The organism is Pseudomonas grimontii, assembly GCF_007858185.1.
Taxonomy (GTDB): domain Bacteria; phylum Pseudomonadota; class Gammaproteobacteria; order Pseudomonadales; family Pseudomonadaceae; genus Aquipseudomonas; species Aquipseudomonas grimontii.
In genome coordinates this window covers 312,526-333,547 of sequence record NZ_VFES01000001.1, presented here as the reverse complement: position 1 = coordinate 333,547, position 21,022 = coordinate 312,526, and the positions used below count along the sequence as shown (strand labels likewise).

The window sequence follows — 21,022 nt, the reverse complement described above, 5'->3', positions numbered from 1 at the left end:
GAATTAACCTAGGAGCTATCCCTAATGAGCATAAACAGTCAAGTAAACGCCAACGTTGTCCACGAATCCGAAGCCCAGCGTCAACATGCCCGGGTCAAAATCCCGGCCAAGCTGCGCTTCTTCAACACTGACCGCACCCAGACCGAAGCACGGGTCATCGACCTGTCCGCCGGCGGCCTGGCGTTCACCGCCACCCAGCCGTTGACCGTGGGTGAAGTGCACAAGGGTCGCCTGCAATTCGTCATCGATAACCTCGGCCTGGCCATGGATGTGGAGTTGCAGATCCGCTCCTACGACCGCCAGAGCGGCCGTACCGGTTGCCAGTTCCAGAACCTCGACGCCCAGGATATTTCCACCCTGCGCCACTTGATCACCTCGCACTTGTCCGGCGACATCGTGACCATGGGTGACGTGCTGGCGACCCTGCAACGCGACAACTTCACCAAGGCGCGCAAGGTCAAGGACGGCGGCAGCAACATGAGCGCCTTCGGCCGCCTGCGCGCCGTGACGTTCAGCCTGGCGATCTTCCTGGTGGGCCTGGCGGCCTTCGGTTTCGTGTTCAAATCGGTGTACGGCATGTACTTCGTCAGCCACGCCCAGGCCGGCCTGGTGAGCGTGCCTGGCATGAACGTGACCATGCCGCGCGACGGCACCGTGCAAAGCCTGCTCAAAGGTGATTCGGTGGCGGCCAAAGGCGCGCCACTGGCGACGTTCAGCACCAGCATGCTGGATGTGCTCAAGGGCCACCTGGACGAAGACCAACTGCAACCGGCCAAGGTCGAAGAACTGTTCGGCAAGCAAATGACCGGCACGCTCACCTCGCCGTGCGATTGCGTGGTAGCACAGCAAATGGTCGCCGACGGCCAGTACGCCAGCAAAGGCGACGTGATCTTCCAACTGGTGCCACGCGGCAGCCAGGCTAACGTCGAAGCTCGCTTTACCTATCGCCAGTTCGGTGACGTGCGCCCAGGTACCCCGGTGAGCTTCCAGGTAGCCGACGAAGAACAAGTGCGCACCGGCACCATCGTCAGCAGCACCAGCCTGAACAGCGCCGACCTGTCCTCCGACATCCGCGTACAGATCAAGCCTGACGCCCCGCTGGACAGCGCCTACGCCGGCCGCCCGGTGGAAGTGACCAGCGACCGTGGCCCATCCCTGAACTGGCTGATCGATAAAGCCATGGCTGCGGGTCTTTAATCATGAGCGCCCTTCGAACCCTGCCTGTGCCCCTGGCGCTGGCCATCGCCCTCGCCGGTTGCGCCGGCCTGCCCGACCAACGCCTGGCCAATGAAGCGCTCAAGCGTGGCGATACCGTCACCGCGCAGCAGAATTACCAGCAACTGGCAGACCTGGGCTACAGCGAGGCCCAGGTGGGCCTGGCCGACATCCAGGTAGGCACCCGCGATCCGGCGCAAATCAAACAGGCCGAGGCCACCTACCGTGCAGCGGCGGATACCTCGCCGCGCGCCCAGGCGCGTCTCGGTCGCCTGCTGGTGGCCAAGCCAGGCTCCACCGAAGCCGAACACCATGAAGCCGAAGGCCTGCTGAAAAAGGCCTTTGCCAATGGCGAAGGCAATACCCTGATCCCGCTGGCGATGCTGTACCTGCAATACCCGCACAGTTTCCCCAACGTGAATGCCCAGCAGCAGATCAGCAAATGGCAGGCCGCCGGTTACCCGGAAGCCGGCCTGGCCCAGGTGCTGCTGTATCGCACCCAGGACACCTACGACCAGCATCTGGATGACGTTGAGCGCATCTGCAAGGCCGCGCTGAACACCACCGACATCTGCTATGTCGAGCTGGCCACGGTCTACCAGAAAAAAGCCGAGCCGGAAAAACAGGCCGAATTGCTCAAGCAGATGGAAGCCGGCTACAGCCGCGGCACTGTCACCGCACAACGCGTCGACAGCGTAGCCCGCGTACTGGGCGACGCCACGCTGGGCAAGACCGATGAGAAAACCGCCCAGGCCCTGCTGGAAAAAATCGCCCCCGGCTACCCCGCTTCCTGGGTCAGCCTGGCGCAACTGCTCTACGACTTCCCCGAACTGGGCGACGTCGACCAGATGATGAAGTACCTGGACAACGGCCGCGCCGCCGACCAGCCGCGCGCCGAACTGTTGCTGGGCAAGCTCTACTACGAAGGCAAGTGGGTGCCGGCGGACGCCAAGGCGGCTGAAGCGCACTTCCAGAAAGCAGTGGGCCGCGAAGTGGCTGCCGACTACTACCTCGGCCAGATCTATCGCCGTGGTTACTTGGGCCAGGTCTATTCACAAAAAGCCCTGGACCACCTGCTGACCGCTGCGCGCAACGGCCAGAACAGCGCCGACTTCGCCATCGCCCAATTGTTTTCCCAAGGCAAGGGCACCAAGCCCGACCCATTGAATGCCTATGTCTTCAGCCAATTGGCTAAAGCCCAGGACACGCCAGAGGCCAATGACCTGGCCACGCAGCTCGAAGCTCCGCTCACGCCAGAACAACGCGCCCAAGGCCAACGCCTGGTGCAACAGGAACTGGCCGCACGCGGCACCCTGGCCCAGAGCACGCTGCAACTGCACGCCCTGGAAGAAGAAGACGGCGAGGAATCCCTATGAAGCTCAATCCATTCGTGCAGGCCGGCATCGGCCTGACCTTCGCCCTGCTGTGGTCGTGCCCGACCCTGGCCGCGCTGACCGAAGCCAAGAACTTCGGCCTGGAAGTCAAAGCCACCGCGCAGTCCGAAGATGACCGCGACCTCGGCACCCAGAAAGGCGGCGACGTCAACGGTATCGGCCTCGACCTGCGCCCGTGGATCTACGGCGAAAGCGGTAACTGGAGCGCCTATGCCATGGGCCAGGCGGTTGCTTCGAGCGACATCATCGAGACCGACACCCTGCAACAGTCGGCGGATGACGAAAACCAGCAAACCACCAACAACGACCGCAAGACCAAGAAAAACTACCTGGCCATGCGCGAGTTCTGGGTCGGCTACAGCGGCTTCACGCCCTACCCCGGCGAGATCCTCAAGCTCGGTCGCCAACGCCTGCGCAACGACGACGGCCAATGGCGCGACACCAACATCGAAGCGCTGAACTGGACCTTCGACACCACCCTGCTCAAGGCCAACGTCGGCGTCGCCGAACGTTTCAGCGAATACCGCACCGACCTCAAGGAACTGTCGCCCAAGGACAAGGACCGTCAGCACCTCTACGCCGATGCGTCCTACCAGTGGACGCCAGGCCAGTGGATCGGCCTGCGGGGCCACCACACCCATGACAACGGCAAGCTCGACTACCCGGAACCGGGCGTCGCCACCGACTCGCTGGACAAGCGCGAGAACGGCGACCTGACCTGGCTCGGCATCGAAGCCAACAGCGACGCCTACAACTGGCGCAACACCAACACCGTCAACTACTGGGCCAGCATCACCGGCATGAAAGGCGACCGCGACTCGGTCAATGCCTTGAACGCCGACGGCACCCGCCCGACAGAAGCCAAACGCAGTGATGACGTCAGTGGCTGGGCTACCGACCTGGGTATCCGCCTGCGCCTCGACCCGCAGTGGCAAGTGGGTGCGGCCTATGCCCGCGCCAGTGCCGAATACGAGCAGAACGGCCTGCAAAGCAACCGTTCGAACTTCACCGGCACCCAGTCCCGCGTCCACCGTTTCGGCGAAGCGTTTCGCGGCGAGATGAACAACATGCAGTCCATGAGCCTGTTCGGTTCCTGGCAGCTGCGTGAGGACTACGACGCCAGCCTCGTGTACCACAAGTTCTGGCGTGTCGACGGCAACAAGCCGGTGGGCAGCAACGGCATCGATGCGGTGCAGAACAACACCGATGACGTGACCGGCGCGATCCTGTCCAGCACTTCCCTGCCCCTTGAAGACGGCAAGAAAGACCTGGGCCAGGAGATGGACCTGGTGGTCACCAAGTACTTCAAGACCGGCCTGCTGCCGGCCGCGCTCAGCCAGTCGGTTGAAGAGCCATCAGCCCTGGTGCGTTTCCGCGCCGGTGTGTTCAAACCGGGTGACGCCTATGGCAGCCAGGTCGACTCGTACATGCATCGCGCGTTTGTCGACGTGATCTGGAAATTCTGATGGGAGCCTGTGCAATGAATGCTCAAAGCCTACTCGTCGCGGCAATGCTAGTGGCCAGTGCCACAGCGTTTGCCGATACGGCGGCCAAGGCGCCGACCATCGCCAAGGAACTGCAACAGGCCAAGACCTACACCATTTCCAGCCCGCCGACCGCGCCGCTGGAAATGGCCAAGCCGGCCCTGCCTGACCTGTCGGGCTATACCGCCGCAGCGATGGAAAAGAAGATCGTCCGCACCAAGCCCGGCAAGATCAGCATCCGTCGCATGATGCAGGAAGATGCCCTCAAGGACTTTATCGGCGGCGACAACAAGATGGCCGAATGGGTGGTGCGCCAGCACGGCATTCCCCAGGCGATCTTTGTCGACGACGGTTACATGAACCTCAAGGACCTGCTCGGCAAAGTGCCCAAGCAGTACTTCAGCGAAACCTCGCCGGGCGTATTCCTGGCCAAGTTGCCGATCGTGGTCGGCCGCAAGGGCATCCTGGACATCGACAAGCAGACCAAAGAACTGCGCCTGTCCCAGGAAGCCGGTTCGTTCCTGATCAACGACGGCCAGCTGTTTGTGCGTGACACCCGGATCACCGGTTGGAAAGAGAAGGCCAACGGCCCGGCGACCTTCCAGTCGCCCAAGGAATTCCGCCCGTTCCTGCTGGCCTGGGGCGGCACCGAAACCTACATCTCCAAAACCAAGATGGCCAGCTTCGGCTATGCCAACAGTAAGTCGTACGGGGTGAGTATTTCCCAGTACACGCCGAACATGGCCAAGGTGCTCAAGCGCCCTGAGCCGACCGGCTGGATCATCGACTCCGAGTTCTCGGACATGTGGTACGGCTTCTACTGCTATGAGACCACGGGCTTCGTGATCAAGGGCAATACCTACAAAGACAACATCGTCTACGGCATTGACCCCCATGACCGTTCCCACGGCCTGATCATCGCGGACAACACCGTGTACGGCACCAAGAAGAAGCACGGCATCATCATTTCCCGGGAAGTGAACGACAGCTTCATCTTCAACAACCGCAGCTACGACAACAAGCTTTCGGGCCTGGTGATCGACCGTAACAGCGTGAACAACCTGATCGCCGACAACGAGATCTACCGCAACCACACCGACGGCATCACCCTCTATGAGAGCGGCGACAACCTGTTGTGGGGCAACAAGGTGATCAGCAACCGTCGCCACGGCATCCGCATACGTAACAGCGTGAACATCAAGCTGTACGAAAACACCTCGATGGCCAACGGCCTGACCGGCGTGTACGGCCACATCAAGGATTTGACCGACACCGACCGCGACATCGCCCTCGACCCATTCGACGCCAAGGTCTCGCTGATCGTGGTCGGCGGTGAACTGGCGGGCAACGGCAGCGGGCCGCTGTCCATCGACTCGCCATTGAGTATCGAGCTGTACCGCGTGTCGATGCTGGCGCCGACCAAATCCAGCGGCATCAGCTTCTCCGGCGTGCTGGGCGATCGTCAGGAAGAAATTCTCGACCTGCTGGTGCGCCAGCAGAAAGCCGTGCTGATCGACCCTGTCGAACGCCAGACCGAAATGCAGGACTGAGGATGACCCTTATGCACCCACACATGATCAAACTGCTGAGCCTCTCGGGTCTGACCCTCGGCCTGCTCGCGGCCAGCCAGGGCGTACGCGCCGATGAAGTGAAAGCCCCAACGTTCAGCGCCGAACCGTGCTGCAGCCTGTGCCCCGCCGCGCACGACGCGAAGAACTACACCACGCGCTACCAGCAGAACTTCACCACCCTGGTACAAGCCCAGGGCGACTGGCTGTTCCGTACCCAGGAAGATCTGCGCACCGAATTCGACACCAGCCCTTCCGGCTACAAACGCATGCAGCAGCTACACGATGCGTTCAAGGCCAAGGGCGTGGAACTGGTGGTGGTCTACCAGCCGACCCGTGGCCTGGTGAACCGCAACAAGCTCAACCCTGCCGAAAAAGCTTCGTTCGATTTCGACAAAGCCCTGGGCAACTACAAAACCATGCTCGGCCGTTTCGCCAAGATGGGCTACGTGGTGCCGGACCTGTCGCCGTTGACCAATGAGCAATTGCCGGATGAATTGCCGGCCCACGATTTCTACTTCCGTGGCGACCAACACTGGACCCCATACGGCGCCCAGCGCACGGCGAAAATCGTCGCGGCCAAGATCAAGCAGATGCCTGAGTACGCCGAGATACCCAAGCGCGAATTCGAGACCAAGCGCTCCGGGCGCATGGGCAAGACCGGCACCCTGCACAACATGGCCGGGCAACTGTGCGGCACCAGTTATGCGATCCAGTACATGGACCAGTTCACCACCGAGCCGAAAGGCGAAGCCGGTGATGGCGACCTGTTCGGCGATTCGGGCAACCCGCAGATCACCCTGGTGGGCACCAGCCATAGCGGCAAGAACTACAACTTCGCCGGGTTCCTGGAAGAAGAAATCGGCGCCGACATCCTCAACGTCGCCTTCCCCGGCGGTGGCCTGGAAGGCTCGATGATCCAGTACCTGGGCAGCGACGAATTCCAGAAGAGCCCGCCGAAAATCCTTATCTGGGAGTTTTCACCGCTGTATCGCCTGGACCAGGAGACCATCTACCGCCAGATGATGTCGCTGCTCGACAACGGCTGCGAAGGCAAGACCGCGCAGATGAGCGCGAGCACTACATTGAAACCCGGCAAGAACGAATTGATGGTTAACAGTTCGAACAAAGACCTGCGTAATGCCAATCACCAGGTTGATATCCGCTTCGCCGACCCGTCGGTGAAAACCTTGCAAGCCACCCTCTGGTACATGAACGGGCGCCACGAGGACATCAAGATCGAGAAACCCGAAACATCCGATACAGACGGGCGTTTCGCCTTTGAACTGCGCACCGATGAAGACTGGGCCTCGCAGAACTTGCTGGCCGTGGAAGTGCAGGGCCCCGAAGCGGGTGCTGCCGCGCAGAAGGTCGAAGCGAAAATTTGCACACGCAACGTATTCCCAGCGGGTGGTCAACAGACTGCCTCGACAGGGCAATGAGGTTACTTATGCAGAAGTTATTGATTCCATCGTTGCTGGGCCTGGCGATCTTCGCCGGTGCAGCCAACGCCGCCGCGCCACTGCGTCCGCCCCAGGGCTATTTCGCACCGATTGAAGCGTTCAAGACCGGCGACTTCAAGAATGACTGCGATGCCATGCCGGCGCCGTACACTGGCTCGCTGCAATTTCGCAGCAAGTACGAAGGCTCCGACAAGGCCCGTTCCACGCTGAATGTTCAGTCGGAAAAAGCCTTTCGCGACAGCACCGCCGACATCACCAAGCTGGAAAAAGACACCAGCAAGCGCGTGATGCAGTTCATGCGCGACGGTCGTCCGGAACAATTGGAATGCACGCTCAACTGGCTGACCAGTTGGGCCAAGGCCGATGCGTTGATGTCCAAGGACTTCAACCACACCGGCAAGTCCATGCGCAAATGGGCACTGGGCAGCATGGCGTCGGCCTATGTACGCCTGAAGTTCTCCGACTCGCACCCATTGGCCAACCACCAGCAGGAATCGCAACTGATCGAAGCCTGGTTCAACAAACTGGCCGATCAGGTGGTCAGCGACTGGGACAACCTGCCGCTGGAAAAAACCAACAACCACTCCTACTGGGCCGCCTGGTCGGTGATGGCAACCTCCATCGCCACCAACCGTCGCGACCTGTTTGATTGGGCCGTGAAGGAATACAAAGTCGGCGTGAACCAGGTCGACGACCAGGGCTTCCTGCCCAACGAATTGAAGCGTCAGCAACGCGCCTTGTCGTACCACAACTACGCATTGCCGCCACTGTCGATGATCGCCAGTTTTGCCCTGGTCAACGGGGTTGACCTGCGCCAGGAAAACAACAGCGCGCTCAAGCGCCTGGGCGACAAAGTGCTGGCCGGGGTCAAGGACCCGGAGATCTTCGAACAGAAGAACGGCAAAGAGCAGGACATGAAGGACCTCAAGGAGGACATGAAGTATGCCTGGCTCGAACCGTTCTGCACCCTCTACACCTGCGCGCCGGATGTGATCGAGCGCAAGCATGGGATGCAACCGTTCAAGACCTTCCGCCTCGGGGGTGACCTGACCAAGGTCTACGACCCGGCGCATGAAAAAGGCAACAAAGGCAGCTGACGGAACGCGGTTAGAAATGTGGGAGGGGGCTTGCTCCCGATGGCGGTGTAACAGTCGCCATCTGTGTTGAATGACACACCGCTATCGGGGGCAAGCCCCCTCCCACACTTGAACCGCGCTTGACAGTGAAATTGTTGTACCGCCCTCCCCGGAATTCGTGGGGGGGTTTGGGGGGGCTGCGGCCCTTGACTGTTGGTTAAACATGGAGAGATCGGGATGGTTTTCTCGTCCAATGTGTTCCTGTTTCTGTTCTTGCCGATCTTTCTCGGCTTGTACTACTTGAGCGGGCAACGCTATCGCAACCTGCTGCTGCTGTTGGCCAGCTACGTGTTCTACGCCTGGTGGCGAGTGGACTTCCTGGCGCTGTTTGCGGCCGTCACGCTGTGGAACTACTGGATCGGCCTCAAGGTCGGTGCCGCTGGCGTGCGCACCAAGCCGGCCCAGCGCTGGCTGCTGCTCGGCGTGGTGGTCGACCTGTGCATCCTCGGCTACTTCAAGTACGCCAACTTCGGCGTCGACAGCATCAACGTGATGATGAAGTCGGCGGGCCTGGAGCCATTCATCCTCACCCACGTGCTGTTGCCGATCGGGATCTCGTTCTACATCTTCGAGTCCATCAGCTACATCATCGACGTCTACCGTGGCGATACCCCGGCGACCCGCAACCTCATCGACTTCGCGGCGTTCGTGGCGATCTTCCCGCACTTGATCGCCGGCCCGGTGTTGCGTTTCCGCGACCTGGCCGACCAGTTCAATAACCGCACCCACACCCTCGATAAGTTCTCCGAGGGCTGCACGCGGTTCATGCAGGGTTTCATCAAGAAGGTCTTCATCGCCGACACCCTGGCGGTGGTGGCCGACCACTGTTTTGCCCTGCAAAACCCCACCACCGGCGATGCCTGGCTGGGGGCGCTGGCCTACACCGCACAGTTGTACTTCGACTTCTCCGGATACAGCGACATGGCCATCGGCCTGGGCTTGATGATGGGTTTCCGCTTCATGGAAAACTTCAAGCAGCCGTACATCAGCCAGTCGATCACCGAGTTCTGGCGCCGCTGGCACATCAGCCTGTCCACCTGGCTGCGTGACTACCTGTACATCACGTTGGGCGGCAACCGTAAAGGCACGCTGACCACCTACCGCAACCTGTTCCTGACCATGCTGCTCGGTGGCCTGTGGCACGGTGCGAACATCACCTACATCGTCTGGGGTGCCTGGCACGGCATGTGGCTGGCGATTGAAAAAGCCATCGGCCTCAACACCGCACCACGCAGTTTCAACGTCCTGCGCTGGGCCTTCACGTTCCTGCTGGTGGTGATGGGCTGGGTGATCTTCCGCGCCGAAAACCTGCACGTCGCCGGCCGTATGTACGGTGCGATGTTCAGCTTTGGCGAGTGGTCGCTGTCGGAACTCAACCGCGCCAACCTCACCGGCCTGCAAGTGGCGACCCTGGTGGTGGCGTACGCAACGTTGGCGTTCTTCGGCCTGCGTGACTTCTACACCAACCGCCCTGCGGAAAAAACCAAGCCGGCCGACCCGAGCCTGATCAAGGCCGTGCCGGGCGACAACCCGGGCAGCATCCACGAGCCAGGTTTCACCGTTGGCCGTGACGCTGCCGTGCAACCGGCCTACTGGACCGCTGACTGGCCACGCTACGCCATGCGCGCTGCGGTGCTGCTGCTGTTCGTGGCGTCGATTCTCAAACTGTCGGCGCAGAGTTTCTCGCCGTTCCTTTACTTCCAATTCTGAGGGAGCCGACCATGACCCGTTCATTACGCGTCCTCTATATCGGCCTGTTCCTGGTGGTGCTGCTCGCCCTGGGCGCCTGGTCGCTGCGCAGCTTCCTGGGCTTCAGCACCAACGCCGACGCGACCGTGCTCAACGGTCGCTGGACCAAGGCCGTCGAGACCCATTACGACGAGGCGTTCCCGATCAAGCGATTGGGCACCAACCTCTGGGCCGCACTGGACTACAAGCTGTTCAATGAAGGCCGCCCTGGCGTGGTGCTGGGCCGCGATCACTGGCTGTACAGCGACGAGGAGTTCAACCCCGCCGTCAACGAAGACCAGAACCTTGAAGGCAACTACGCGCTGGTCGAAGGCGTGCGCCAGAAGCTCAAGGCCCAGGGCATCCAACTGGTGATGGCGATCGTGCCGGCCAAGGTGCGCCTGTACCCGGAACACCTGGGTGAAGTGAAACCGGCGAGCATCCACGCCAACCTGTACCAGGACTTCCACGCCCGTGTCGCCGCCGACAAGATCATCGCCCCGGACCTGCTCGGCCCGTTGCAACAGGCCAAGCTGGGCGGCAAGCAAGTGTTCCTGCGCACCGACACCCACTGGACCCCGGACGGCGCCGAAATCGCTGCCAAGCAGTTGGCTAAAACCATCGCCGACAAGACCCCGCTCCACGGCGAGCCGCAGCGTTTTGTCACCGAGGCCGAGAAGACCGAGCCGCACAACGGCGACCTGCGTCTGTTCCTGCCCCTGGACCCGCTGTTCGAAAACCTGATGCCACCGAAAGAGCCGCTGGAAAAACGCGTCACGCAACTGGCCGAAACCAAAGGCGACGACGCGCTGTTCAGCGACAGCGAAACCCCGGTGGCACTGGTGGGCACCAGCTACAGCGCCAACCCCAACTGGAACTTCGTCGGCGCCCTCAAGCAAGCACTCGGCAGCGACGTAGTCAGCTATGCCGAAGACGGCCACGGCCCGATCCTGCCGATGCTCAGCTACCTGAAAAGTGACGACTTCAAGAACAGCCCGCCACAGGTGCTGATCTGGGAGTTTCCTGAACGCTATCTGCCCGTAAACAACGAAATCGGTGATGCCGACCCATCGTGGGTTGCGCAACTTAAACAAGCCGGTTCGCGCCAACAAAACATGGCACAGAACACCCTTAAAAAATCCGAGACGCCCGACCGGGCGCAAAACTGAAAGAGAGGTAACTCACATGACTTTCACTACTACTCCGCGTCGTCTCGCTAAGACTCTGGCCCTGGCTGCCGGTATGAGCTTGGTATCCCTGTCCGCCTTCGCCGGTGACGCAGCCTTGTACGGCCCAGTCGCACCGAAAGGCTCAAGCTTCGTGCGTGTCTACAACGCCTCCAACCAGGAAGTCAGCGCGACAGTTGGCAGCACCAACCTCAACGAAGTGGCCCCGCTGGCCAGCAGCGACTTCAGCTTCATGCCCGGCGGCGACTACAGCGCCAAGATCGGCAGCCAAACCGTGCCGGTCAAACTCGCCGCCGATCACTACTACACCCTGGTCAACAACAGCAGCGGCCAGCCACAGCTGATCGAAGAACCGCCGTTCAAGAACAAGCAGAAATCCCTGGTGCGCGTGCAGAACCTGAGCGACAAGGCCCTGACCCTGAAGACCGCCGACGGCAAGACCGACGTGGTCAAGTCGGTGGCCGCCAAAGGTCGTGGCGAGCGCGAAATCAACCCGGTGAAGGTCAGCCTGGCGCTGTATGACGGCGACAAGAAAGTCGGCGATGTGAAGCCGGTTGCGTTGGAACGTGGTGAAGCGGCGGTGCTGTATGTCACCGGCTCGGGTTCGAGCTTGTCGCCAGTTTGGGTCAAGCGCCCGGTGTCGACCCGCTGATTAGCTTTTGAAATTGACGCTCCCCCTTGTGGGAGCGGGCTTGCTCGCGAATACGGTGGTTCAGTAACAGATGTACTGACTGAATCACCGCCATCGGGAGCAAGCCCCCTCCCACAGGCTCTGACCCAAATTGATTCAAGGAGAAACACATGATCCCAGTAATCCTTTCCGGTGGTAGCGGCTCACGTCTTTGGCCGCTTTCCCGTAAACAGTTCCCAAAACAATTCCTGGCCCTGACCGGCGAGCACACGCTGTTCCAACAAACCCTGGAACGCCTGGTGTTCGAAGGCATGGACTCCCCGATCGTGGTCTGCAACAAGGACCATCGCTTCATCGTCAACGAGCAACTGGCCAACCGTAAGCTGGAGTGCCAGCGCATCCTGATGGAACCGTTCGGCCGCAACACCGCGCCGGCCGTGGCCCTGACCGCGATGATGCTGGTCAACGAAGGCCGTGATGAACTGATGCTGGTCCTGCCGGCCGACCACGTGATCGACGACCAGAAAGCCCTGCAACGCGCCCTGGCCCTGGCCACCGTGGCCGCCGAGCGTGGCGAGATGGTGCTGTTCGGCGTGCCGGCGACCCGTCCGGAAACCGGCTACGGCTACATCAAGTCCACCAACGATTCGCTGCTGCCCGAAGGCGTGAGCCGCGTACAACAGTTCGTGGAAAAACCCGATGAAAAACGCGCCGTCGAGTTCGTCAAAAGCGGCGGTTACTTCTGGAACAGCGGCATGTTCCTGTTCCGCGCCAGCCGCTTCCTGGAAGAGCTGAAAAAGCACGATCCGGACATCTACGACACCTGCGTGCTGACCCTGGAACGCAGCCAGCAAGACGCCGACACCGTGACCTTCGACGAAGCCACCTTCGCCTGCTGCCCGGACAACTCCATCGACTACGCCGTGATGGAAAAAACCCAGCGCGCCTGCGTGGTGCCGTTGAGTGCCGGTTGGAGCGACGTGGGTTGCTGGGCCTCGCTGTGGGCGGTCAACGACAAAGACGCCAACGGCAACGTCACCAAGGGCGACGTGGTGATCCAGGACAGCAAGAACTGCATGATCCACGGCAACGGCAAACTGGTGTCGGTGATCGGCCTGGAAAACATCGTCGTGGTGGAAACCAAGGACGCGATGATGATTGCCCACAAGGACAAGGTCCAGGGCGTCAAGCAGATGGTCAACACCCTCAACGAACAGGGCCGCAGCGAAACCCAGAACCACTGCGAAGTCTATCGTCCGTGGGGCTCCTACGACTCGGTGGACATGGGCGGCCGCTTCCAGGTCAAGCACATCTCGGTCAAGCCGGGTGCGTGCCTGTCGCTGCAAATGCACCACCACCGCGCCGAACACTGGATCGTGGTCAGCGGCACTGCCGAAGTCACCTGTGACGAGAACGTGTTCCTGCTCTGCGAGAACCAGTCCACCTACATCCCGATCGCCTCGGTGCACCGCCTGCGCAACCCGGGCAAGATCCCGTTGGAGATCATCGAAGTGCAATCGGGCAGCTACCTGGGCGAAGACGATATCGAGCGGTTTGAAGATATCTATGGTCGCTCGACGCCGGTTGAACGTGGCGTTTCGGTGAAAACTATCGCGCAGTAAAACAGTCGTAAAAAGAAGCCCTCGCCCAGCCCATTGCGTCCCCTATCCGCAGTGGGTTGGGTGGGGGCTTTTTGTTTGGGATTTGCGCTGGCGGTGAGGGCCTCATCGGGGGCAAGCCCCCTCCCACCTTTGATCTGCGAATACATTCAAATGTGGGAGGGGGCTTGCCCCCGATGAGCATAGGTATCTACACAACTTTGGCCCCACGCTGAACACCCGGCAGATAGGGCACCTGTGGCGAGCGGGCTTGCCCCGCGTTGGGCTGCGTAGCAGCCCCTCGCGGGACAAGCCCGCTCGCCACAGGGAGATTTGTCAGGGTCTGAAAAGTTGTGTAAATACCTATGCCCCGATGAGGCCCGCCCCGGCCACCACAGCACTCAAGGTAGCCAATCCCACCTACGCTTAAGTTAGGATGCTCGTTCCCTATTCGAGGTGGTCTCCATGTTCTTCGGCGTTCTCCTGATCATCACCTGGCTGGTCCTCCTGCTGCGCTACCCGGCCAAAGCCCTTCCGGTTTCCCTCGCTGCCTTGGCTGGCCTGGGTTGCGTAGCCGTTTGGGTGGTCTGGCTGGACAACCGTGAAGCCTCACAACTGGCGCGCCTGGAACTACGCATCACCTACGCCCCGCAGGAATGCCCGGCCGACCGACCGCTCAAGCTGACCCTGAACAACGGCAACGACGTGCCCCTCACCGAACTGCGCTGGCGCGTCGCCGCCTATGCACCGGGCGACACCGTCAACCTGGCCGACAACGTCTACGCCGCTCCACGCTATCGCGGCCCCGGCGAGTTGCAGGCCGGCGCCACCTGGGACGACTGCCTGCCCACCCCGCCGCTGCGCCCCGGCTACCGCCCGCAAACCCTGGAATTTCGTGCCGAGCACCTGCAAGGCAGTTTCTCGGACTGACAAAGGACTGATCCATGCCCAACGTACTGATCACCGGTTGCTCCAGCGGTATTGGCCGCGCCCTGGCCGATGCCTTCAAATCCGCCGGCTTCAACGTGTGGGCCAGCGCCCGCCGCCCGGAAGACGTAACCGCCCTCGCCGCCGCGGGTTTCAATGCAGTCGAACTCGACGTCAACGACAGTGCCGCGTTACAGCGCCTGGCCGAACAACTGGGTGAGCTGGATGTGCTGGTCAACAACGCTGGCTACGGCGCCATGGGCCCGCTGCTCGATGGCGGCACCGACGCGATGCAGCGTCAGTTCCAGACCAATGTATTTTCCCTCGTCGGCGTGACACAGGCGCTGTTCCCGGCCCTGCGCCGCAGTAAAGGCCTGGTGGTGAATATCGGCAGCGTCTCCGGCGTATTGGTCACGCCGTTCGCCGGCGCCTACTGCGCCTCCAAGGCGGCAGTGCATGCGTTGAGTGATGCATTGCGCATGGAGCTGGCACCCTTTGGCGTACGGGTGATGGAAGTGCAGCCCGGCGCCATCGATACAAGCTTTGCAAAAAACGCCGGCGCCCAGGCCGAGCTGTTGATCAACGAAAAATCGCCATGGTGGCCGTTGCGCGAAGGTATTCGCGCACGCAGCCAGGCCTCTCAGGACAAGCCCACCCCGGCCAGCGTGTTTGCGGCGGATGTGCTCAAGGCGGTGCAACAACCACAGCCGCCGCGCCTGTTGCGCTCGGGCAATGGCAGCCGGGCGTTGCCGTTGATGGCGGCGTTGTTGCCTAAGGGGTTGTTGGAGACGGTGTTAAAGAAGCGCTTTGGCTTGGGCGGTGTGTTGTAAGCAAGGGTGAAGCCCACCTGCCAAAACCCAGGATGAGTGCCATAATCGCCGCCTGCCTCTAGAAACTGACTGGCCCCACAAGGGTAATGCGATGGAAATCAGAAAAATTCGACTGAATAACGTCGGTCGTTTTACCGACTTGGAAGTCGCCTTTGCGCCTACTGATAAGCATGCGTCGAAGGTGACGGTGTTTGTGGGGAACAATGGGGCGGGGAAGACGACTATTTTGAAGTCGATAGCTACGTCGTTAAGTTGGCTGGTAGGGCGCATTCGAACCGATAATGGTGGTGGCAGTCCCATCCAAGAAGATGTGGTCACAAATGGCGAGCGATTCGCCTCAATCGATGCTGAAGTCGGCGGTGTCCCCCGCCCCTCAGCATCAGCTTCCGAGACCTACTCATGGACACTCGCTCGCACCTTGCGAGGGCATAAAGCAAAGGTAAATAGTTCTCTTAGTAAATTAACTGAGCTGGCTGAATTCTATCGCTTTCATATAGGGCTGATTGACGACAACGGCTCACTTCCGCTTGTCGCCTTCTACCCTGTCGAAAGATCCGTCCTTGACGTTCCACTAACAACCCGAAAATCCGAAAAACCATTCGATCAATTTGATGGATATGAAAACGCTCTAAATGGTGGCGTAGATTTCGGACGTTTTTTTGAATGGTTCCGTGACAGGGAAGATACCGAGAACGAGCAGGGAATATCCTCAGCCGTAATGGAACAGTTGAAAAAAATCTCTAGCTCCGACAAAAAACTGGTATCTGAGCTGAAAAATTTGCACCTAGCGTCACGCGACCCACAGCTAAATGCTGTGCGATCCGCCGTCTACAAGTTCATGCCTCACTTTAAAAACCTTCGAGTCCAACGAAAGCCTAGATTGCATATGGCCATCGACAAGTCAGGCAATACACTCAATGTGTCTCAGCTTTCTCAAGGGGAGAAATCACTGATGGCACTTGTCGGCGACATTGCTCGCCGCTTGGCAATCATGAACCCGTCATTGAGCAATCCACTTGAAGGCGCCGGTATCGTCCTAATCGACGAAGTAGACCTCCATCTTCATCCTCAATGGCAACGCCGCCTTATCCACCAACTCACCGAAACCTTCCCCAACTGCCAATTCATCCTCACCACCCACTCCCCTTTGGTGATCAGCGATACCAAGAACGTTCTGTGCTACGTCCTTGACGACGGCGAACTGGAAGAGCGCAACGGTCTCTACGGCCTGGACGCCAATCAAGTACTGCTCAGCGTCATGGACACCGATGTGCGCAACAGCGAAGTTCAGGCGCGCCTTGATCGTTTGCTGGAGCTGCTGCAAGACAAAAAACTGAAAGAAGCCAAGACACTTTTTAAAGAGCTGTCTGCAGAGCTTGAACCTGGCCATATCGAACTTGCCAAAGCCGCCCTGCTGATTCGCAAGTTGGAGCTGCGCAGTGCGTAAGATCACCAAAGGAGAGGAACCAGCAGCCCTGACGCAATGGAAGCGCAAACACCCGACGGGCCGCTACTCAGATTTAAGTCCTGAAGAAAGAACCCGCATCCGCCAAGCCTGCGTGGAAGAACAACATGGCCTATGCGCATATTGCTGCCACGAAATCTCATCAGACAGCGCCCACAACGAACACGTTGAGGCCAGAGAGGTCGCACCCCGCCGCTCGTTAGACTTCTCCAATATCGTCGCCAGTTGCAACCGCAGCAAACAGTGCGGACGAGCGCACGCACATCAGGTTTTGCCGCTGACATCCCTGATGGATGAGTGCGAAACCGAGCTGAAATTTTATCTGTCTGGCCGTGTAGAAGGCCTAAGCCCCAGAGCAGTGACCTCCATCCAAGTGTTAAACCTTGGCGACTGTCGCGAAAACAATCGCGCCTTGTTCGGCGCTAGAAAGTCGATCCTGGATGCACTGCTCTACGACAGCGGGATGGAGGGCGACGGTCTTGAAGTGGCCGACTTCGACTTACTGACGCTGCTCAAGGAAGAGCTGGAACAGCCCGACACCAACAACCGTCTAAAACCCTTCTCCCCCGTTCTGGTGAACGTGATTCGTCAGCTCGGCGCCTAACAGCGAGTGCCCAATGATCGACTACAGCGATTTTTTTGAAGAAGTGATCCAGACCCACGTCGAAATCGAACAATGGTTTGCCGGTGTTGCGCCAGAAGGCACCCTGAAAAGTCTGCTTGCGCGCTTCTCGCCCGAGTTCAGCATGATCGCCCCCGCCACCGGCGCACGCGTCAATGCAGCCGGGGTCAACGCGCTGTTCACTCGCCTGGGCGGAATGCGCCCGGGGTTGAAGATCACCTTGAGTGAAATGACCGGGATTGACCGGCATGCGCGCGGAGCGACGGTGACTTATCGCGAGCATCAGGTCGACGCCAGCGGCACACAGACGGATCGCCGTGCGACGGTAGTGTTCGAGAAGCTGGCCAGTGGCACGATGCTTTGGCGTCATCTGCATGAGACATTTGTGCCTCAGGCTCGTAGCCAATAATGGCCACTAGCACCTGTTAGATTTGACAGTAGACGAGGTATTGCACCGAGAACAGACTTGAACGGTATTCCAGCCAAAGCCTGCTGCTTATCGACTTGGCACATCGTCCTCTTCACTGCGCGAAGGAATGCTGCGATGAGTTCATCCAACAGTGATTCATTGGAACAACCCGGTACCCCGGACCCCGGCTTTGGCATCAATGGGAACACAACCCTGTCTTCGATTCTCAACGATATTCCTGGCCTGACCGTTCGTTTTCGACTCAAGGGGCTTGCTACGGATAACGACGGCAAGCTTCTGTTCAGTGCCAGCCTGTTTAAAAAAGATCATTACGTCTATGGTTTAGGGCGCCTGAACCTCAACGGGAGCCTGGATACGACGTTTACGCAAAATGCACTGGTCACCGGTGATTTTGTGCCGTCGTTACCGGCCGGAGGTTCAGGGCTGACTCTACAGGCCGACGGGAAAATCCTGATGGCTGGCTGGACATCGCGCAGCTCATACGATAACTGGGCAGACTTGGTTGTTGCGCGCTTCGACAGCAAGGGCAGCCCCGACACAAATTTTGCCGAACAAGGCTGGTGCATTCTTCAAACCAGGCCAGATGAAGGGCTGACAGAGGACTCGGTAAAAGTGCATGTCCAACAGGACGGATGCATTCTGGTGAGCGCCAATTATTCAAAACGCAACAATCCAGCCCTGACCGTAGGTGTGCTGTTTCGCCTGTTACCCAATGGGGCGCTGGATACTGGATTGAACGGCAATGGCAAGCTCGACTTCAAACTTCTCGACCCCGCTGCCGCAACTGCCATCAACGCATGCATCAGCCAAGGTAGCGATTACAAAATAGTGATTGCGGGCCATGCCCAGTTCACCCCAGGGCTCCAAACAGCCTTCTTCGCCCGCCTCAACCCTGACGGAACCACGGATACCGGTTTTGGCAGCCCGCAGACCCCTGGTTTTCACCGCATTGATAGCATTGCGGATCACACCACGCTTTACGATCTCGTTGAACGAGCGGACAAGAGTCTTATTGGCGCCGGTCAAGTTGGCCTGAACGACAATAGAACGACGAAAGGCCTGATCCAGGCCATTACCCCCAATGGAGCAGCGCATCAACTGTTCAATAAGGGCAAACCGATGGTCAGCCAATTTGATGACAACCGTGACATTGGCTGGCAGCGCATCATGAACACCCACTCTGGGAACCTTACGACCGCATCCGAAGGTGCTTGGATATACATCGCTCAATTCAAAGCCGATGGCTCGCTGAATATAGACTTCAACAATAAGGGCTACATCGATCTGGACGCCCCCGTCATGTCCACCCCTTTGGTGTTAACCGAGCGGGGCGACCAACGCGTTATCGTTGGCGCGAACGTCGTGGGTACAGATCCAGCTGGCGGCATTGGCGCTCTATTTAGTTTCTTTGGCTAACAAGGCCGGGCCAATCTCATGCTGTGCTCGTGGCCCTGTCCCAGGTTCAACGAACGCTATCGACAATCGCCGTGCCACCGCAGTGTTTGAGAAACAGGCCAGTGGTGCACTCCTGTGGCGTCATCTGCATGAAACTTATGTAGCGCAATGAAATAACTGCCTGGCCAAATCCTACAAAAAACAGCGAACGACCTGACATCATTACAAGGAAACTATCCCCAGGCTCTTTCACCTCGGTCTACTCACAGGTGAAAGGATGCCAAGCAATTTCCTGCGAAGCGGTGTGCCGGATGCGCACACCACGACTCGCCAGCGACTGACGAGTCTGCTGGACCTGCCCAAACTGTATCGAACCATTAACGCCGACCCGGCCATCGTCGGGGCCGGGGTAGTGCATATCAACAGTGACTATCAGGTGACGGTGCTGCGTGAGTTTGTGCCGTTGTGCAGTATCAGGCCCAAACGGGTGATTTTGCGGGAAGTGGCAGGTCCGGAAATATCAACCCTATTGTTATCGGCATTTATGAAGAGTTCAGCAGCCATGAACAATGACATCAATACCCTGCAAGACCCCCGAAACTTAACTCGATACACCCGACGTTTTGCATTCACGGTAGGTATGGGGGTCTCAATGAACTTAGTCAGCAGTTCAGCAACCTGTCACATAGCCTGTCGTATTACGCACGAATAAATTATCTCCCTGGCGAATATGCGGTCGTGGCGAGCATGGCACTGCTACTGGCCATGTGCATTGGCCTGACCTTGGTGGCGGTGGGGTTTCGCTCTGGGCCGCCACTGCTTGCAGGCGTCGCGGCCTTGAACGCCTTGCTTTCGGCAGGCTACCTGGGGAACAACCCAGTTACGTTGTTTGCACTATTCCCACTATTTCAATCGCTGTTCTGCCTGCTGATTCTTAATACAAGAAACCACCGCCGCTTCGTCAGCATGCTGCGGGTCAAACGTCGACGAAAAATCAGAGCCAACGCACAAACCTGAAGCGGTGCCCAATCTGCCTATCAACAAAAATCGAATGTGGGAGGGGGCTCAAGCCCCCTCCCACATTTCAGTTCGGCGTTTGGTTAACGATCACCGTGCACGTAATCCCCGCCGCCAACAACACCCCCTCAGGCACTTCATCAATGTGAATCCGCACCGGCACCCGCTGGGCCAGCCTTACCCAGTTGAACGTCGGGTTCACATCGGCGATCAGCTCGCGACTCTCCGGGTTGTCACGGTCGTAGATGCCGCGCGAGATGCTTTCTACGTGCCCCTTCAACGTCTCGCCGCTCATCAGTTGCATGTCGGCTTTGTCGCCGACGTTCACATGGGGCAACTTGGTTTCTTCGAAGAAGCCATAGACCCAGAACGAGTTCATATCGACCACGGCCATCTTGGCTTCGCCGATGCGTGCGTAGTCGCCGCGATGCACGTTGAGGTTGGTGACGTAGCCGTCCACCGCCGCCACGACCTGGGTGCGTTTCAAGTTGAGTTCGGCCGCTTCGAGTTGTGCCAGCGCGTGCTGGTAGTCCGCCAGGGCCGAGTCGGCGATGTTGCTGGCGTCGTCGCGGTTTTCCTTGGAGATCACCAGGGCGTCGAGGTCGGCGCGGCGGTGGGCGTTGACCTTGCGCATTTCCCAGGTGGCTTTGCGGGAGGCCACGAGGGATTGCGCCTGTTTGACGGCAATGCGGTAGTGCTCGGGGTCGATCTGCATCAGCAGGTCGCCCTTTTTCACCAACTGGTTATCGCGCACCGGGACGTCGACCACTTCGCCGGTGACGTCGGCCGCCACGTTGATGATGTCGGCGCGCACCCGGCCGTCGCGGGTCCATGGCGTTTCCATGTAGTGCACCCACAACGTGCGGCCAATCCAGATCGCCAAAGCCAGTACCAGCAAGGTCGCGAGCAGGCTGAAAAACTTTTTCATCGGG

At 59.5% G+C, this 21,022-nt stretch carries 19 protein-coding genes and 1 pseudogene; 19 read left to right on the top strand and 1 reads right to left on the bottom strand.

What is annotated here, in order from left to right; all coding sequences use genetic code 11:
- The first annotated feature begins 30 nt into the window (after nt 1-30).
- From FIV39_RS01635 to FIV39_RS01545, 19 genes and pseudogenes are all read left to right on the top strand, one after another.
- Nucleotides 31-1,197 (top strand): alginate biosynthesis protein Alg44, encoded by a 1,167-nt coding sequence (locus FIV39_RS01635; RefSeq protein ID WP_146371482.1) that lies wholly within the window; start codon nt 31-33, stop codon nt 1,195-1,197.
- Between the two features lie 2 nt (nt 1,198-1,199).
- Complete coding sequence (gene algK / locus FIV39_RS01630; protein ID WP_090409216.1) at nt 1,200-2,591, top strand: alginate biosynthesis TPR repeat lipoprotein AlgK; 1,392 nt, start codon at nt 1,200-1,202, stop codon at nt 2,589-2,591.
- On the top strand, nt 2,588-4,075 hold the full coding sequence (locus FIV39_RS01625; protein ID WP_090409219.1) for an alginate export family protein: 1,488 nt from the start codon (nt 2,588-2,590) through the stop codon (nt 4,073-4,075). The genes algK and FIV39_RS01625 overlap by 4 nt, the downstream gene beginning before the upstream one ends.
- A complete protein-coding gene (algG, locus tag FIV39_RS01620; protein WP_090409222.1) occupies nt 4,075-5,643 on the top strand; it encodes a mannuronan 5-epimerase AlgG in 1,569 nt (522 codons plus the stop codon). Before FIV39_RS01625 ends, algG begins: the two co-directional genes overlap by 1 nt.
- An 11-nt stretch (nt 5,644-5,654) precedes the next feature.
- Nucleotides 5,655-7,103, top strand: a complete 1,449-nt coding sequence (locus tag FIV39_RS01615) for an alginate O-acetyltransferase (RefSeq protein WP_090410146.1) — start codon at nt 5,655-5,657, stop codon at nt 7,101-7,103.
- Nucleotides 7,104-7,111: 8 nt separating this feature from the next.
- Nucleotides 7,112-8,221, top strand: coding sequence for a mannuronate-specific alginate lyase (locus FIV39_RS01610; protein WP_090409225.1), 1,110 nt, complete (start codon nt 7,112-7,114; stop codon nt 8,219-8,221).
- A gap of 216 nt (nt 8,222-8,437) precedes the next feature.
- On the top strand, nt 8,438-9,970 hold the full coding sequence (locus FIV39_RS01605) for an MBOAT family O-acyltransferase (RefSeq protein WP_065938586.1): 1,533 nt from the start codon (nt 8,438-8,440) through the stop codon (nt 9,968-9,970).
- An 11-nt stretch (nt 9,971-9,981) separates the two neighbouring features.
- On the top strand, nt 9,982-11,157 hold the full coding sequence (locus tag FIV39_RS01600) for an alginate O-acetyltransferase (RefSeq protein WP_090409227.1): 1,176 nt from the start codon (nt 9,982-9,984) through the stop codon (nt 11,155-11,157).
- Nucleotides 11,158-11,173: 16 nt separating this feature from the next.
- The gene (locus tag FIV39_RS01595) at nt 11,174-11,827 is read left to right on the top strand and encodes an alginate O-acetyltransferase AlgF (RefSeq protein WP_090409230.1); all 654 of its coding nucleotides are present in this window, start codon (nt 11,174-11,176) and stop codon (nt 11,825-11,827) included.
- A gap of 149 nt (nt 11,828-11,976) precedes the next feature.
- Nucleotides 11,977-13,428 (top strand): mannose-1-phosphate guanylyltransferase/mannose-6-phosphate isomerase, encoded by a 1,452-nt coding sequence (locus FIV39_RS01590; RefSeq protein ID WP_027604735.1) that lies wholly within the window; start codon nt 11,977-11,979, stop codon nt 13,426-13,428.
- A 441-nt stretch (nt 13,429-13,869) separates the two neighbouring features.
- The gene (locus FIV39_RS01585) at nt 13,870-14,334 is read left to right on the top strand and encodes a multidrug transporter (protein WP_090409233.1); all 465 of its coding nucleotides are present in this window, start codon (nt 13,870-13,872) and stop codon (nt 14,332-14,334) included.
- Between the two features lie 14 nt (nt 14,335-14,348).
- Nucleotides 14,349-15,161 carry an SDR family oxidoreductase gene (locus tag FIV39_RS01580; RefSeq protein ID WP_090409236.1) on the top strand — a complete coding sequence of 271 codons (813 nt, stop codon included), beginning with the start codon at nt 14,349-14,351 and terminating at the stop codon, nt 15,159-15,161.
- A 91-nt stretch (nt 15,162-15,252) separates the two neighbouring features.
- Nucleotides 15,253-16,608 carry an AAA family ATPase gene (locus FIV39_RS01575; RefSeq protein WP_090409239.1) on the top strand — a complete coding sequence of 452 codons (1,356 nt, stop codon included), beginning with the start codon at nt 15,253-15,255 and terminating at the stop codon, nt 16,606-16,608.
- Nucleotides 16,601-17,230, top strand: a complete 630-nt coding sequence (locus tag FIV39_RS01570) for a retron system putative HNH endonuclease (RefSeq protein WP_090409241.1) — start codon at nt 16,601-16,603, stop codon at nt 17,228-17,230. The genes FIV39_RS01575 and FIV39_RS01570 overlap by 8 nt, the downstream gene beginning before the upstream one ends.
- Nucleotides 17,231-17,243: 13 nt before the next feature.
- The gene (locus FIV39_RS01565) at nt 17,244-17,657 is read left to right on the top strand and encodes a DUF4440 domain-containing protein (protein WP_090409244.1); all 414 of its coding nucleotides are present in this window, start codon (nt 17,244-17,246) and stop codon (nt 17,655-17,657) included.
- Nucleotides 17,658-17,792: 135 nt separating this feature from the next.
- The gene (locus tag FIV39_RS01560; protein WP_090409247.1) at nt 17,793-19,094 is read left to right on the top strand and encodes a hypothetical protein; all 1,302 of its coding nucleotides are present in this window, start codon (nt 17,793-17,795) and stop codon (nt 19,092-19,094) included.
- Between the two features lie 64 nt (nt 19,095-19,158).
- Nucleotides 19,159-19,245 (top strand): annotated as a pseudogene (locus FIV39_RS01555) (DUF4440 domain-containing protein); the annotation flags it as partial.
- Between the two features lie 105 nt (nt 19,246-19,350).
- Nucleotides 19,351-19,785, top strand: coding sequence for a hypothetical protein (locus FIV39_RS33825; protein WP_244176429.1), 435 nt, complete (start codon nt 19,351-19,353; stop codon nt 19,783-19,785).
- Nucleotides 19,786-19,820: 35 nt separating this feature from the next.
- Nucleotides 19,821-20,090 (top strand): hypothetical protein, encoded by a 270-nt coding sequence (locus FIV39_RS01545; protein ID WP_244176430.1) that lies wholly within the window; start codon nt 19,821-19,823, stop codon nt 20,088-20,090.
- 67 nt (nt 20,091-20,157) lie between these two features.
- Here the strand turns inward: FIV39_RS01545 and FIV39_RS01540 are convergent, their stop codons facing one another.
- Nucleotides 20,158-21,018 carry an efflux RND transporter periplasmic adaptor subunit gene (locus FIV39_RS01540; protein WP_090409253.1) on the bottom strand — a complete coding sequence of 287 codons (861 nt, stop codon included), beginning with the start codon at nt 21,016-21,018 and terminating at the stop codon, nt 20,158-20,160.
- Nucleotides 21,019-21,022: the final 4 nt, after the last annotated feature.